The sequence below is a fragment of the Microbispora sp. NPDC049125 genome, assembly GCF_040802045.1.
Lineage (GTDB): Bacteria > Actinomycetota > Actinomycetes > Streptosporangiales > Streptosporangiaceae > Microbispora.
Window position 1 is genome coordinate 91,186 of sequence record NZ_JBEZDW010000008.1, and the last position, 15,057, is coordinate 106,242.

General features: G+C 72.4%; 11 protein-coding genes and 1 pseudogene. 8 read left to right on the forward strand and 4 right to left on the reverse strand.

Annotated features, from left to right (window positions below):
* Positions 1-14 precede the first annotated feature (14 nt).
* From AB0B72_RS12355 to AB0B72_RS12365, 3 genes and pseudogenes are all read left to right on the forward strand, one after another.
* A complete protein-coding gene (locus AB0B72_RS12355; protein WP_367738690.1) occupies positions 15-1,376 on the forward strand; it encodes a S8 family serine peptidase in 1,362 nt (453 codons plus the stop codon).
* A gap of 17 nt (positions 1,377-1,393) precedes the next feature.
* Positions 1,394-1,633: a hypothetical protein gene (locus AB0B72_RS12360; protein ID WP_367738691.1), complete on the forward strand. Its 240-nt coding sequence runs from the start codon at positions 1,394-1,396 to the stop codon at positions 1,631-1,633.
* Between the two features lie 13 nt (positions 1,634-1,646).
* A pseudogene (locus AB0B72_RS12365) lies at positions 1,647-2,054 on the forward strand (AAA family ATPase); the annotation flags it as partial.
* A gap of 150 nt (positions 2,055-2,204) precedes the next feature.
* Here AB0B72_RS12365 and AB0B72_RS12370 read toward each other — a convergent pair.
* A complete protein-coding gene (locus tag AB0B72_RS12370; protein WP_367738692.1) occupies positions 2,205-3,359 on the reverse strand; it encodes an ROK family protein in 1,155 nt (384 codons plus the stop codon).
* Between the two features lie 106 nt (positions 3,360-3,465).
* Here AB0B72_RS12370 and AB0B72_RS12375 point away from each other — a divergent pair, with 106 nt between their 5' ends.
* Genes AB0B72_RS12375 through eda form a run of 4 tightly spaced genes read left to right on the forward strand, consistent with a single transcriptional unit; the run spans position 3,466 to position 7,410 of the window.
* Positions 3,466-3,936: a hypothetical protein gene (locus AB0B72_RS12375; protein ID WP_367738693.1), complete on the forward strand. Its 471-nt coding sequence runs from the start codon at positions 3,466-3,468 to the stop codon at positions 3,934-3,936.
* Positions 3,933-5,819: a phosphogluconate dehydratase gene (edd, locus tag AB0B72_RS12380; protein WP_367738694.1), complete on the forward strand. Its 1,887-nt coding sequence runs from the start codon at positions 3,933-3,935 to the stop codon at positions 5,817-5,819. The genes AB0B72_RS12375 and edd overlap by 4 nt, the downstream gene beginning before the upstream one ends.
* Complete coding sequence (locus AB0B72_RS12385; protein ID WP_367738695.1) at positions 5,816-6,802, forward strand: glucokinase; 987 nt, start codon at positions 5,816-5,818, stop codon at positions 6,800-6,802. Before edd ends, AB0B72_RS12385 begins: the two co-directional genes overlap by 4 nt.
* Positions 6,799-7,410 carry a bifunctional 4-hydroxy-2-oxoglutarate aldolase/2-dehydro-3-deoxy-phosphogluconate aldolase gene (eda, locus tag AB0B72_RS12390; RefSeq protein ID WP_367738696.1) on the forward strand — a complete coding sequence of 204 codons (612 nt, stop codon included), beginning with the start codon at positions 6,799-6,801 and terminating at the stop codon, positions 7,408-7,410. The genes AB0B72_RS12385 and eda overlap by 4 nt, the downstream gene beginning before the upstream one ends.
* A 143-nt stretch (positions 7,411-7,553) precedes the next feature.
* On the opposite strand, the gene AB0B72_RS12395 is transcribed toward eda, so the two are convergent.
* Positions 7,554-8,330, reverse strand: a complete 777-nt coding sequence (locus tag AB0B72_RS12395; RefSeq protein ID WP_367738697.1) for a FadR/GntR family transcriptional regulator — start codon at positions 8,328-8,330, stop codon at positions 7,554-7,556.
* Positions 8,331-8,929: 599 nt separating this feature from the next.
* On the opposite strand from AB0B72_RS12395, the gene AB0B72_RS12400 reads away from it, so the two are divergent.
* Positions 8,930-12,184 (forward strand): glycoside hydrolase N-terminal domain-containing protein, encoded by a 3,255-nt coding sequence (locus AB0B72_RS12400; RefSeq protein WP_367738698.1) that lies wholly within the window; start codon positions 8,930-8,932, stop codon positions 12,182-12,184.
* Positions 12,185-12,311: 127 nt separating this feature from the next.
* Here the strand turns inward: AB0B72_RS12400 and AB0B72_RS12405 are convergent, their stop codons facing one another.
* Together AB0B72_RS12405 and AB0B72_RS12410 are read right to left on the reverse strand one after the other, a co-directional pair.
* Positions 12,312-13,370 carry a LacI family DNA-binding transcriptional regulator gene (locus AB0B72_RS12405; protein WP_367738699.1) on the reverse strand — a complete coding sequence of 353 codons (1,059 nt, stop codon included), beginning with the start codon at positions 13,368-13,370 and terminating at the stop codon, positions 12,312-12,314.
* A gap of 10 nt (positions 13,371-13,380) precedes the next feature.
* Positions 13,381-15,042: a glycoside hydrolase family 13 protein gene (locus AB0B72_RS12410; protein ID WP_367738700.1), complete on the reverse strand. Its 1,662-nt coding sequence runs from the start codon at positions 15,040-15,042 to the stop codon at positions 13,381-13,383.
* Positions 15,043-15,057: the final 15 nt, after the last annotated feature.

Genomic DNA, 15,057 nt, shown 5'->3' on the forward strand with positions numbered 1-15,057 from the left:
CGGGGTGAGCCGTCGTGCGGGTACTCGTCCAGCTCCGTCCGTCTCCCGACCTCGTCGCGGCCGTCGCGACTCCAGGGGCCTCCCTCACCGCCGCCGACGTCGCGGAGGGGCTGCCCGGAGTCGTCCTCGACCGTACGTTCGCCCCCGTGGCGGTGCCCCGCCCGCTTCCCGCCCACCCCGGCGGGGACCCGCTGTCGCTGAACCAGCCGCTGCTGTTCTCGCTGGCCCCCGGCGAGGCGTCGGTCGTGGTGCGCGGCGAGATCGCCGACGACGAGATCTCCAGCCGGGTCTCGCTGCTGCCCGCGACCCGCCGGGACGTGATCGCCGTGTACGCCGACCCGGCCATCGAGACCACGCTCACCTGCGGCGGCGACCGGCCAGTGGGCGACTGGCACGATGTCGCGAGGCTGCTGCGGGTGGACGACCTGGCGGCCGAGGGGCTCGACGGGAGCGGCGTCGCGCTGGCCGTGGTGGACACCGGGATCAACGCCGCCCACGTCGCCTCAGTCACGGGCCGGGACGTCATCGTCGACCGGGAGCGGAGCTGGAGCCCTTCCGGCGTGTCCGGGGATCCCGGGGACTTCGCGGTGGACCACGGCACGATGTGCGCGTTCGACACGCTCATCGCCGCGCCGCGCGCCTCGCTCGTCGACATCCCGGTACTGCTGTCGCGGCGGCAGGGCGCGACCACCCTGGACGGCCTGCTGTCCGACGCGATCGCGGCGTACGCGCACCTGCGCGGGGTGCTGGAGGCCCAGCCCGCCTCGTCCCGCTCCCTGGTCATCAGCAACAGCTGGGGCTCGTTCTCCCCTCGCTGGGACTTTCCTCCCGGCAATCCCGGCAACTACTCCGACAACCCGGCACACCCGTTCAACCTGATGGTGGGCAGCCTGGCGGAGGCGGGGGCCGACATCCTGTTCGCCGCGGGAAACTGCGGGCACGAGTGCAGCGACGGCCGCTGCGCCTACCCGGACCGGCCCATCGCGGGGGCCAACTCCCATCCCCGGGCCTTGTCGGTGGCCGGGGTGGACACCCAGGGCGAGCGGGTGGGCTACTCCTCGCAGGGGCCGGGGCGGCTCTCCGTTCGCAAGCCCGACATATCCGCCTTCACCCACTTCGCTGGTTCGGGAGCGTTCGGCGCGGATGAGCCGGATTCGGGCACCTCGGCCGCCTGTCCCGTCGCCGCCGGGCTGGTCGCCGCCGTCAGGACACGGTGGCCGTCGTCGACGCTGTCGGCGAGCCAGCTGCGCACCCTGCTCCGGCGCACGGCCGATGATCGCAGTCACGTAGGCTATGACTACGACTACGGATACGGCGTCGTGGACGCCGCCGGCATCATCGCCGCGCTGCGGCGAAGGGCCGCGAAGGCGGCCTGAGGGATCAGGGGGCGACCATGGCCCGTGTTCTCATCACCGTACGGCTCTCGCCTGAGGCGGACCTCCACTCCGCGATGCGGGAGCTGGGCCTGGAGGAGGACGAGGTCGACACCGGCTACGGCCTCGTGCCGATCGACCCTCAGCAGGGCCTGTACGCGATGCGCGTCACCGAGAGCGCCGGGATGCGCATGAGCGGTTCCCCGGCCGCGGACGCGCACTCCGACCCGCCCATCGAGCCCTTCGGGCCACCGCGGTGAGGCCCGCGTGAGCATGGCTCCCCTGTGGGTGGTCTCCGGGCCGCCCGGGTCGGGCAAGTCGACCGTCTGCGCGCTGCTGCTCGCCCTCCTCGACCCCGTCCCGGCCCTGCTCGACAAGGACACGCTTTACGGCGGCTTCGTCGCGGCCACCCTCTCCGCCCACGGCAGGCGGCCCGACGAGCGGGAGGGCCCGTGGTACGACGAGCACATCAAACGCCACGAGTACGCCGGGATGACGGCGGCGGCCCGGGAGATCCGCTCTCACGGCTGCCCGGTGATGCTGAGCGGGCCGTTCACCTCGCAGGTCCATGACGCCGCCCTGTGGCACGACTGGGTCGCCGAGCTTGGCGGCCCCGAGGTGCGCCTGCTGTGGATCCGCTCCGACGGGCGCACCCTGCGGGAGCGGCTCGTGCGCCGCGGCCTGCCCAGGGACGGGCAGAAGCTGGACAGGTTCGGCGACTACCTCAGGGCCATCCGGGTGGACGAGCCGCCCGTGGTCCCCCACATCGAGCTCGACAACCGCCTCGGCGCCCCGCCCCTCGGCCACCAGCTGAGCGGAGTCGCCCCGGCCTCAGCGGGGAGCGGCGGCGTCGATCGCGCGCGCCGACAGGACGTGGTCGAGCACCATGAGGGCGCATCCGGTGATGCCGGCGCCCTGCCCGAGGCGGCTGCGCTCGATCCGCAGGCTGCGGGTGGCGAGCTGGGTCGACCTGCGGTAGACCACCTCACGGACCCCTGACACCAGCGGCTGGAACATCTCGGCCACGTCGCCCCCGAGGACGACGACGGCCGGGTTGAGCAGGTTGACCGCCCCGGAGATGACCTCACCCAGCCACCGCCCGGCCTGCCGTACGACGGCCATCGTCTCGGCGTCGCCCGCGCGGACCAGCGCGGTCACGTCGGCGAGCGAGACGACGTCGCGGCCCTTGGCGCGCAGGTCGCGCAGGATGGCGGTGCCGCTGGCGACCGAGTCGACGCAGTCGAGGTTGCCGCAGCGGCAGAGCACCCCCCCGCCGTCGCGGACCGGTATGTGGCCGATCTCCCCCGCCGCGCCGAGGGCGCCGCGCAGTATGGCCCCGCCGGAGATCACCCCCGCGCCGATGCGGGTGGACACCTTGACGAACAGCAGGTCGTCCAGCTCGGAGGCGTACGCCACCCGGTGCTCGCCCATGGCGATGACGTTCACGTCGTTGTCGACGAGCACCGGCACGGGGAACCGCTCGGCGACGATCGGCGGGATGACGACGCCGGTCCAGCTCGCCATGACCCTGGCGCTCTCGGTGCGCCCCGCCGCGAACTCCACGGTCGCCGGGACGCCGAGCCCGATGCCGGCCACCTTGTCCTGCGCGCCGAGCAGCTTCTCCCAGGTGTCCATGAGCATGGGCAGCACGACGCCGGGGCCTTCCTCGACGTCGATGTCGAGGTCGGTGCGGACCAGCACCTCGCCGGCGAGGTCGCAGATGGCGATCTGGGTGCGGCTGGCCCCGAGCGAGGCCACGGGCACCACGCCGCCGGTCGCGTCGAACCGGAGCCGGACCGGTGGGCGCCCTCCCGTGGACGGCCCCTCGGCGTCCTCCACGATCAGGCCGCGCTGGAGCAGCCTGGCGACCCGGTGCGCGACGGCGGGACGGGAAAGACCCGTCACCCGGCCGATGTCGGCACGCGTGACGGCCTCCCCGCTCCGGATGAGCTGGAGGACCTCGCCGGTGGTCGCAAGCCGTGACATCACACCGGAGTCAAGCACATCCGATCACCGAAGTTCAATGACTTATTCATCTCCAGTTACAAAAGTCGGCTTGAAAGCGCACATATCTACCCGCTACTGTCCTGGCATGCCCCACCACCCGACCGGCACGCCGCGCGCCGCCGACCTGATCAACTTCGGCGGCACCGGCGACCTGTCCAAGCGGAAGCTCATCCCGGCGCCGTACCACTGCCGCCGGGACGGCGCCCTGGCCGCGGACACCCGCGTCATCGCGATGTCCCGCGGCGGCCTGGACGACGCCGGATTCCGGGGGAAGGCCGGCGCGGAGGTGCGTCCCGCCCTGAGCGGGGGCGAGGGCCGGGACGCGCCCCTCCGCAGGCCGCACCACGTCTCCGCGGACGTCTCCGCGGACGTCTCCGCGGACGTCTCCGCGGACGTCTCCGCGGACGTCTCCGCGGACGTCTCCGCGGACGCCGGCGGCTCCCGTGAGCCCGCCTTCGCCGGGGAGACACCCGCGGAGACCGGTAGTACGCCCGGCACCTGGAACGTCCTGGCCCCCAGCGGCCGCGTCTGGCACGACGAGGAGGATCTGCCGTGACGAGTCCCGCGACCCCCACGCCGCCCGGCGTGCCGATCGTGCCCGCCGTCGCCGAGGTCACCGGCCGCATCCGCGAACGCAGCCGCGAGACCCGCGCGGCCTACCTCAGCCGGGTCCGCGAGGACGCGCGGGAGCTGCGCGAGCGGGGCCCGGCCCGGGGCCGCCTCGGGTGCGCCAACCTGGCGCACGGCTTCGCCGCCGCCCCCGCCGAGGACAAGATCGACCTGCGTGGCACGGCCAAGCCCGGCGTGGCCATCGTGACCAGCTACAACGACATGCTGTCCGCGCACCAGCCGTACGAGACGTACCCGCAGGAGCTGAAGCGGGCGGTCCGGGCGGCGGGCGGCGTCGCGCAGGTCGCCGGCGGGGTGCCCGCCATGTGCGACGGCATCACCCAGGGACGCGCGGGCATGGAGCTGTCGCTCTACAGCCGCGACGTCATCGCGATGGCCACCGCGATCGCGCTGTCGCACGACATGTTCGACGCGACGCTGCTGCTCGGCGTCTGCGACAAGATCGTGCCGGGCCTGCTGATCGGCGCCCTGCGCTTCGGCCACCTCCCGGCGATCTTCGTGCCGGCCGGGCCGATGACCTCGGGCCTGCCGAACAAGGTCAAGGCGCGGGCCCGGCAGCACTTCGCCGAGGGCCGGATCGACCGGCTGGAGATGCTCGACGCCGAGGCCGCGTCCTACCACTCCCCCGGCACCTGCACCTTCTACGGCACCGCCAACTCCAACCAGCTCCTCATGGAGGTCATGGGCCTCCATCTGCCGGGCGCGACGTTCGTCAACCCGCACACCGAGCTGCGGCACGCGCTGACCGAGGCCGCCGCCCGGCGGGCCGTGGAGATCACCGCGCACGGCGAGGAGTACACCCCGCTCGGGGAGGTCGTGGACGAGCGGGCGATCGTCAACGCAGTGGTCGCGCTGCTGGCCTCCGGCGGCTCGACCAACCACACGATGCACCTGGTGGCGATGGCGGCCGCCGCGGGGATCGAGCTCACCTGGGACGACATGGCCGACCTGTCGAAGGTCGTTCCGCTGCTCACCCGGATGTACCCCAACGGCCATGCGGACGTGAACCACTTCCACACGGCGGGCGGCATGGCCGTCTTCATCGGCGACCTGCTCGACTCCGGCCTCCTCCACGCCGACGTGATGACGGTCGCCGGGCGCGGCCTGGACCACTACCGGTCGGCCCCCGCGCTGAAGGAGGGGACGCTGGTCTGGGAGGAGCGGACGGAGGGCAGCGGCGACCTGGAGGTGCTGCGCCCGGTCGCGGCGCCGTTCTGCGCCGACGGCGGCATCCACATGCTGTCGGGCAACCTCGGCAGGGCCGTGAGCAAGGTGTCCGCCGTACGGCCCCAGCATCTCGTCGTGGAGGCGCCGGCCAAGGTGTTCGACGACCAGCTCGACCTGCTGCGCGCGTTCGAGGAGGGGGAGCTGGACGGCCGGGACTTCGTCGCCGTCCTGCGCTACCAGGGCCCCCGCGCCAACGGCATGCCGGAGCTGCACAAACTGACCTCGCCGCTCGGCGTCCTGCTCGACCGCGGCCAGAAGGTCGCGATCGTCACCGACGGCCGCATGTCGGGCGCTTCCGGCAAGGTCCCGGCGGCCATCCACCTGTCGCCCGAGGCGGCCGACGGCGGGCCGATCGCGCTGCTCCGCGACGGGGACCTGATCCGCCTCGACTCCACCGCCGGGACGCTCACCGTCCTCGCCGACCTGACCGGCCGCGCCCCGCAGGGGGCGCCCCTGTCCGACGAGCGGTGGACGGGCACCGGCCGGGAGCTGTTCGCCTCCTTCCGCCGGGCCGTCGGGCCCGCGGAGCGGGGGGCGAGCGTGTTCGGCGGCGGGGCCGGCGTCTTCGGGAGGGTGTCGTGACGCTCCCGTGGCTGGTCGCCGACGTCGGCGGCACCAACGCCAGGTTCGGCCTGGTGTCCCGCCCGGGAGGGCGGCCGGAGGCGGTCGCCGTACTGAACGTATCCCAGCATCACGGCCTTGCCGATGCCGTAGCCGCCTATCTCGCAGACCATGCGGGCGGAGTTCGGCCGGGGGCCGCGTGTCTGGCGATCGCCGGGCCGGTGGAGGACGACCGGTACCGGCTGACCAACGCGGGGTGGTCGGGCTCGGTCAAGGAGCTGGGCCTGCGGCGGGCGGTGCTCCTCAACGACTTCGAGGCGCTCGCCTTCTCGCTGCCGCACCTCGCGGGGGACGACCTGGTCCCGTTCGGCGGGCCTCCTCCGCGCGCCCGGCTGCCGAAGGCCGTGCTGGGGCCGGGCACCGGCCTCGGGGTCGGCGGGCTGGTCCCGGCCGGCCGCGGCTGGGTGCCGCTCCCCGGGGAGGGCGGCCACGTGCCGGTGCCCGCCGTGACGGACCTGGAGATGGAGATCGTCCGCGCGCTGCGGGCCGACGGCCTGCCGTACGTGGACGCCGAGCACCTGCTGTCCGGCACCGGGCTGCCCCGTCTGCACCGGGGCCTCGCACTGGTCCACGGCGTCGCCTCCTCCAAGGAGGCGGCGGAGATCACCGCGTCGGAGATCACCGCGTCGGAGATCACCGCGTCGGACGACCCGCTCTGCGTGGAGACCGTCGAGGTGTTCCTCGCCCTGCTCGGGGGCTTCGCCTCCGGAGTGGCGCTCACGCTGGGCGCGCGGGGCGGCGTCTACCTGGGGGGCGGCGTGCTGCCCCGGCTGGCCGCGCGCATCCCGGGAAGCGCCTTCCGGGCCAGGTTCGAGACCACGGCGCCCGCCCTGACAGACTACGTCGCGGCGATCGCCACCTGCCTGATCGTCGCCGAGCAGCCCGCCCTGACCGGCGCCGCCGCATGGCTTGCCCAACTGTCCTCTAATGTGGAGCTGGTATGAGCCTGCTCGATCTCTCCCCCGTCATCCCGGTCGTCGTCGTCGACGACGCCGCGACCGCCGTCCCGCTGGCCCGCGCGCTGGTCGCCGGCGGCCTTCCGGCCATCGAGGTGACGCTGCGCACGTCCGCGGCCCTCGACGCGATCCGGCGGATCGCCGCCGAGGTGCCCGGCGCCGTCGTGGGCGCCGGCACCGTACGGACGGTGGACGACGTGAAGGCCGTCGTCGAGGCGGGCGCCCGGTTCCTCGTCTCCCCCGGCACCACCCCGGCCCTGCTCGCCACGATGCTCGCCTCCGGCGTGCCGTTCCTGCCGGGCGTGGCCACCGCGACGGAGGCCATGACCCTGGCCGAGCGGGGCGTGCGCGAGATGAAGTTCTTCCCCGCCGAGGCGGCGGGCGGCGTCGCCTACCTGAAGTCCCTGCGCGGGCCGATGCCCGACGTGCGCTTCTGCCCCACGGGCGGGATCACGCCGTCGAACGCGCCGTCCTACCTGGCGCTTGCCAACGTCGGCTGCGTCGGGGGAAGCTGGCTCACCCCGGCCGACGCGCTGGCGGCGGGCGACTACAAGCGGATCGAGGCGCTCGCCGCGGAGGCCGCGGCGCTGCGCTGAGACCCGCTCAGACCATCGTGACGCAGAGACCCTGACCTCGTCGGCCGAGCCACCTCCCTCGGCGGAGCCGGCGGCCATGCTCGTGCCCGTGATCCGGCGACACGTTCATGGGTTCCCGGGCCCGTGCCCCCCTCACCCGGCGGTCACGGGCCCTCCGCGCCCCTGGAACGTGTCTGACGATTCGGCGTGGCGGAGGGTCGGTCGGCCACCGGCTCGGACGGCGCGTCGCCGTCGTCGGGCAACCGGTGCAGGGACTCCTCGACCCCGATGAGATGGTTGGCCATCCGGATGCGCGCCCGTTCGGAATCGCGCGCCGCGAGCGCCGCCCAGATCGCCACGTGCTCGTCGTGAGTGCGCCGGTCGGCGCCCTCCTCGTGCAGGCTCCGCCACAGCCGGCCGCGGACGGTGCGCCTCGCGAACGCCTCGATCAGGCCGATCAGGACCGGGTTGCCGGTATGGGCGGCGATGATGCGATGGAAGGCGATGTCGATCTCGATGAGACGCTCGTGGTCATGAGGCGCCTCATCGACGATCCGGGCGGACTCGCCGAGCAGGTCCCTGGCCTGGCAGAGCGCCTCGTCGGTGATCCTGGCCGCGGCCAGCCGTGCCGCTTCGGACTCGAGCAGCCGCCGGACGGTGTACACGTGCCGCGGGTCGCCCTGACCGTGCAGGTCGACGACGAAGCCCATCGGAGCCAGCAACTGCGTCGCGTCGAGGTTCGTGATGTACGTCCCGTCACCTTGCCGGGTGCTGACGATCCCGAGAATCGACAGCGCCGAGACCCCTTCGCGCAACGCCCCGCGCGAGACGCCCAGCGAATCGGCGAGGTCCTTCTCGACGGGCAGGCGGTCGCCGGGCCGCAGGACGCCGTCGAGAATCATCCGCTTGATGCTGTCCACTACATCGTCTGTGCGTGACATGGCAGGTAGGTTCCCCGAGTAGGGCCGGAGCGCACGGGCGGCCAGGGAGCGGACGCGGTCTGCCCGCACGTCGTCGTCGCCCGTGGGGCGGGAAATCCGTGCTGCTCTACGGACGCAGGACACGACTTCGCACCGCTACCCGGCGGCGTGTGGCCTTCCCGGCCCCCTTCTCGCGCGGGCCTGCTGCCCCCTTCTCGCGCGGGCCTGCCGCCCGGTGGCGCGGGTGACGCCCCTTCGTAGCCGCCCGCGATGTCCGGTTCCCCTCCACCACCCACGCACCGCCCACCGTGGCCTGGATCAGCGCGTGCCACGTCAAAGGTTAGATGTTTACCGATGCCATATTGGTCACACGACCGCTTTTCGGGCCTTTTATAACGAGATATTGACCCATACATCAAATCTTTGTAGCTTTGCCATCACCCTCTACACAGCCTCGTCACACAGCCGGTCCCGCCGAACTCCGCCCGCCTCCTCCATGTCGGGTTCGCAGCCGGCGCGGCGCCGGCCGTCGGCAAGGCCGCAGTGCGCTTGGAGAGCGAATGCCAGATCTGACGCGAAGGCAATTGATGAAGGTCGGTACGGTCGGAGCCGGAGCTCTGATGCTGCCGATGCAGTGGACGGCCGTCGCCCGAGCCGGTTCGGCGGCGCCCGCGGAGGTTCGCGCCGCGAACGACATGGCTCTGTGGTACGACAAGGGCGCCGGCACGGACTGGCTCCGGGCCCTTCCCATCGGCAACGGGCGCCTCGGCGCCATGGTGTTCGGCAACGTCGACGTGGAGCGGCTCCAGCTCAACGAGGACACCGTCTGGGGCGGTGGGCCGTACGACCAGAACAACCCCAAGGGCGCGGCGGCACTGGCGGAGATCCGGCGCCTGGTCTTCGAGGACCAGTGGAGCCAGGCCCAGACCCTCATCGACCAGAACATGCTGGGCAAGCCCGCGGGCCAGCTCGCCTACCAGACCGTCGGCAACATCAGGCTGACCTTCCCGAGCACCACCGGGTTCACGGAGTACGACCGCCAGCTCGACCTCACCACCGCCACCACGTCCGTCAACTACACACTGAACGGCGTGCGGTACAAGCGTGAGGTGTTCGCCAGCGCGCCCGACCAGGTCATCGTCATCCGCCTGACCGCCGACAAGCCGGGCTCGATCACCTTCAGCGCGACGTTCGACACCCCCCAGCGCTCGACGACCCGCACCAGCCCGGACAGCACCACGGTGGCGCTCGACGGCGTCTCCGGCACCTTCGAGGGCATCCCCGGCCAGGTCAAGTTCCTGGCGCTGGCCAAGGCCGTCGCCGAGGGCGGCACCGTCACCAGTTCCGCCGGAACGCTCCAAGTCGCCGCCGCCGACAGTGTGACGCTGCTGGTCTCCATCGGCTCCAGCTACGTGAGCTACAAGGACGTCAGCGGCGACTACCAGGGCATCGCGCAGCGGCACCTCGACGCCGCCACGAGCAAGGACTACGCCGCGCTGCGCAGCCGGCACGTCGCCGACTACGAGGCCCTGTTCAAGCGGACGACGCTCGAACTGGACCGCACCGACGCGGCCGACCAGCCGACCGATGTCCGGATCGCCCAGCACGGGGCCGTGGACGACCCGCAGTTCTCCGCGCTGCTGTTCCAGTTCGGCCGCTACCTGCTGATCAGCTGCTCGCGTCCCGGGACGCAACCGGCCAACCTGCAGGGCATCTGGAACGACTCCCTGAGCCCGCAGTGGGACTCGAAGTACACCATCAACGCCAACCTGCCGATGAACTACTGGCCCGCCGACACGACGAACCTGTCGGAGTGCTACGAGCCGGTGTTCTCCATGATCAAGGACCTCACCGAGACCGGCGCCCGCACCGCCGAGGTGCAGTACGGGGCAGGCGGCTGGGTCACCCACCACAACACCGACGCGTGGCGGGCGACCTCGGTCGTCGACGGCGCGCTCTGGGGCATGTGGCAGACCGGCGGCGCGTGGCTGGCCACCATGATCTGGGACCACTACCTGTTCACCGGTGACGTCGAGTTCCTGCGGAAGAACTACCCGGCGATGAAGGGCGCGGCGCAGTTCTTCCTCGACACTCTCGTGGAGGAGCCGAAGCTCGGATATCTGGTCACGAACCCGTCGAACTCGCCCGAGCTCCCGCACCACCCGAACGTCAGCGTCGCCGCCGGTCCCACCATGGACAACCAGATCCTGCGGGACCTGTTCAACGGCTGCGCCGAGGCCAGCGAGGTGCTCGGCCTGGACGCGAGCTTCCGGGCACAGGTCCTGGCCGCCCGGGACCGGCTCCCCCCGATGAAGATCGGTTCGCGCGGCAACATCCAGGAGTGGCTGTACGACTGGATCGAGACCGAGCGGAACCACCGGCACGTCTCGCACCTGTACGGCCTGCATCCCAGCCACCAGATCACCAAGCGCGGCACCCCGGAGCTGTACACCGCGGCGCGGCGGACGCTCGAACTGCGCGGCGACGACGGCACCGGCTGGTCCCTGGCCTGGAAGATCAACTACTGGGCGCGGCTGGAGGAGGGCAAGCGGGCGCACGACCTGGTCCGCCTCCTCGTGACGCCGGCCAGGCTCGCCCCGAACATGTTCGACCTGCACCCTCCGTTCCAGATCGACGGCAACTTCGGCGCGACGTCCGGCGTGGCCGAGATGCTGCTGCACAGCCACAACGGCGAGCTGCACCTGCTGCCGGCCCTGCCTGGGGCCTGGGAGAAGGGACGGGTCAAGGGCCTGCGGGGCCGCGGCGGTCACACCGTCGGCGCGGCGTGGAGCGACGGGCAGGCCGACGAGTACCTCGTCACGCCCGACCGCGACGGCGTCGTCAAGGTACGTGGCGCGATCTTCGCCGGGCGCTTCAAGGTGGTCGACGACACGCGCGGCGGCACGGTCCACACCAAGAAGGCCGCGTCCGACCTGATCGAACTCACCGGGAAGGCCGGGCACACCTACCGCGCGTACGCCCTGCAGAAGATCAAGATCAGCGTGCCCGGCGAGGTGAGCCCCGGCCAGGAGGCGAAGGTCAGCGTCACCGTCCGGGCGGTGGAGATGCCGCTGGCGCCCAGGACGATCGTGACCGTCGAGGCTCCGGAAGGGTGGAGCGTCTCACCGGAGCAGGTCGAGTTGCGGCCCCTGCAGCCCGGCGCGGAGCGCACCGTCGATTTCACCGTCACCCCCGCTCAGAGCCAGCCCGCGGGCGACGTGACCCTGGTCGGCAAGGCGAGCGGCACCCAGGCCGGCAGCGACTGGACCGCGTCCGCGAAGGCCACGGTCCGGGTGTGGGACGGCCGGGACAAGCCGCTGGAGGAGCTCTTCAGCAACGTCGCCGTCACCGACGACGCCAACACCGCTCCCGGGAACTTCGACGGCGGCGGCGCCAGCATCTCCGCTCAGGCACTGGCCCAGGCCGGTGTCACCCCGGGGAGCACCGTCACCAAGAACGGGGTGAACTTCACGTGGCCCGGCGTCACGGTGGGCACCCCCGACAACGCCATCGCCTCCGGGCAGTCCCTCAAGGTGACCGGCACCGGCAAGACGCTCGGCTTCCTGGTGGCCGGCACGTACGGCGCGGTGTCCGGACCGGCCACCGTCGTCTACAAGGACGGCACGAGGCAGGCGTTCACCCTCAGCTCGCCGGACTGGTACGGCGCGCCGAGTTCGGGGAGCGACGCCGCCGTCGTGGCCGCCTATCAGAACCGGCCGAACAACCAGCGGCAGAACACCGCCGCCACCATCTACTACGCGGGCGTGGCTCTGCAGAACAAGGAGGTGTCCCGCGTCGACCTGCCCAACATCAGCGCGGGTGCGGCGAGCGGGGTGGCGACCATGCACATCTTCGCCGTCGCCATCGGCGGATAGCACCCACCTGAACTAGTCGGACGACGTGACCGGGGGCGCGGCGTGGGACGACCCACACCGCGCCCCCGGTCACGCATGCGACAGATGTCCGCCCGGCAGCGGATCCAGCCGCTTCCAGGGGGTAGCCCTAGGGCATCGACGCGGCGCGGGGAGCGTCCCGATCAGCGGGTGACACGCGCGGGCCGGAGCCCGTGGAGCCACGGACGATCAGCTCCGGCCGGTAGACCAGCTCCACGTGCCTGGCCGGGGTGCCGCCGATCTCCTCCAGCAACGTCTCCACGGCGGCCGTGGCCATCGCCCCGATCGGCTTGCGCACCGTGGTGAGGGGCGGGTCGGTGAACGCCATGAGCGGTGAGTCGTCGAACCCGACGACCGACACGTCGCCGGGCACCGACAGTCCCCGCTCCCTGGCCGCCCGGATCGCGCCGAGGGCCATGAGGTCGCTCGCGCAGAAGATCCCGGTGCAGCCGCGGTCCAGGAGCGCGCTGGCCGCGGCCTGCCCGCCCTCGACGGAGAACAGCGAATGCTGGATCAGCTCGTCGGCGTCGGACACCCCGAGGAGCTGGGCCATCGCCTCGCGAAAGCCCTCGATCTTGCGGATGACCGGCACGAACCGGCGCTGGCCCAGCGCCAGGCCGACCCGCTCGTGCCCCAGGTCCACCAGGTGCCGTACGGCGAGGTGCGCGGCGAGCCGGTCGTCCGGCGAGATGAACGGCGCCTGGATCGCCTGGTTACAGCCGTCGACCAGCACGATCGGCACGCCCCGGTCGGTGAGCCGGGTGTAGCGGTCCATCCGTGCCGTGGTGTCGGCGTGCAGGCCGGACACGAACATGATGCCCGACACGCCCCTGTCCAGGAGCATCTCGGTGAACTCGTCCTCGGGGGCGCCGCCCGGCTCCTGGGTGCACAGAATCGGGGTGTAGCCGTGCTGGGTCAGTGCCTTCTCCACCGCCTGGGCGAACGCCGGGAAGATCGGATTGCCGAGTTCGGGGATCACGAGCCCGATCAAACCGTTGCTGCGCTGCCGGAGCCGCTGCGGCCGCTCGTAGCCGATCACGTCCAGGGCGGCGAGGACGGCCTGGCGGGTGTTGGCGGAGACGCCCGCCTTGCCGTTCAGGACACGACTGACCGTCGCCTCGCTGACACCCGCCTGAGCCGCGATGTCGGCGAGCCGCGTGTTGTTCATGAGCATCACTCTAGACATCCGGGTGTACGGCGAACTGCTCACGGGGGCCGGGATCGGCGGCCCACCAGGTAGTCGAGTCGGGGGCCAGGCGAACCGTCCCGCCGGCGACCTCCGGCCCCGCGCTCGACAGGAGCAGGGAACCGGGCGCCGGGCCGATGGCGACCTGCTCCGCCGTCATGTTGATCACGCACGCGAAGGAGTCGCCGCGGCGGAACGCCAGCGTGCCCGGCGGGCTGTCCAGCCAGGTCAGGGCGCCGTCGCCGAGCGCGGGGTGATCGCGCCGGAGGCGCAGCGCCGCCCGGTACAGGCTGAGCGTAGAAGCGCCGTCCCCGAGCTGGGCCTCCACGCTGAGGTGACGCCAGTCCGGCGGCATCGGCAGCCAGGTGTCCCGGACGCCCGGAGGGGCGAACCCGTGCGCCGGTTCGCCGGTCGCGGTCCACGGCAGCGGCACCCGGCAGCCGTCCCGGCCGCTGTCGGGGTCGCGCAGCCTCTGGGGGTCGCGCAGGTACTCGCCGGGAAGGTCGAGCACCTCGGGCAGGCCGAGCTCCTCGCCCTGGTAGACGTAGGCGGAGCCGGGCAGCGCCAGCATGAGCAGGGCGGCGGCGCGGGCGCGCCGCAGGCCGGGCTCGCCCCCGCCGTACCGGGTGACGTGCCGTTTGACGTCGTGGTTGGACAGCACCCAGGTGGAGGGGGCGCCCACGAGGGCCGCCGTGCGCAGCGACTCGTCGACGATCTCCCGGAACCCGCCGGCGTCCCAGGGGGCCTTGAGGAGGTGGAAGTTGAACGCCTGGTGCAGCTCGTCCGGCCGGACGTAGCAGGCCAGCCGCTCGGGCGAGGGCGCCCACGCCTCGGCGACGCCGATCCGCTCGCCCTCGTAGGAGTCGAGGATCCGGCGCCACGCGCGGTGGATCTCGTGCACGCCGTCCTGATCGAAGAACGGCACGACCTGCGTGCCGATCATCTCGGCCTGGCCGCGATGGCCCACGTCGGGCAGGCCGGGCGCCTTGACCATCCCGTGCGCCACGTCGACGCGGAAGCCGTCCACGCCGAGGTCGAGCCAGAACCGCAGCACGTCGGCGAACTCGCTGTGCACCTCCGGATGCTCCCAGTTCAGGTCCGGCTGCTCGGGCGCGAACAGGTGGAGGTACCACTGCCCGTCCCCGGCCCGCGTCCAGGCCGGGCCTCCGAAGATCGACTCCCAGTCGTTGGGGGGCAGCTCGCCCGCCGCGCCGCTGCCGTCCCGGAAGTGGTAGCGGGCCCGCTCCGGGGCGCCGGGCCCGGCCCGCAGGGCCGCCTCGAACCAGGGGTGCCGGTCGGAGGTGTGGTTGGGCACCACGTCCACGATGATCCGCAGGCCCAGCGCGTGGGCCTCGTCGATCAGGGCCCGGGCGTCCGCCAGCGTGCCGAAGATGGGGTCGACGTCCCGGTAGTCCGCCACGTCGTATCCGAAGTCGGCCATCGGGGAGGGATAGAACGGCGTCAGCCAGACGGCGTCCACACCGAGGTCGGCCAGGTAACCCAGGCGGCTGCGCACTCCGAGGAGGTCGCCCACGCCGTCGCCGTTGCCGTCCGCGAAGCTGCGCACGTACACCTGGTAGATCACCGCGTCCCGCCACCACCGGGTGACGGCGGCCGGCGCGGCGGCCGGTGGCTGGACGGCGACTTCGGTCATGGGATCCCCCGATTC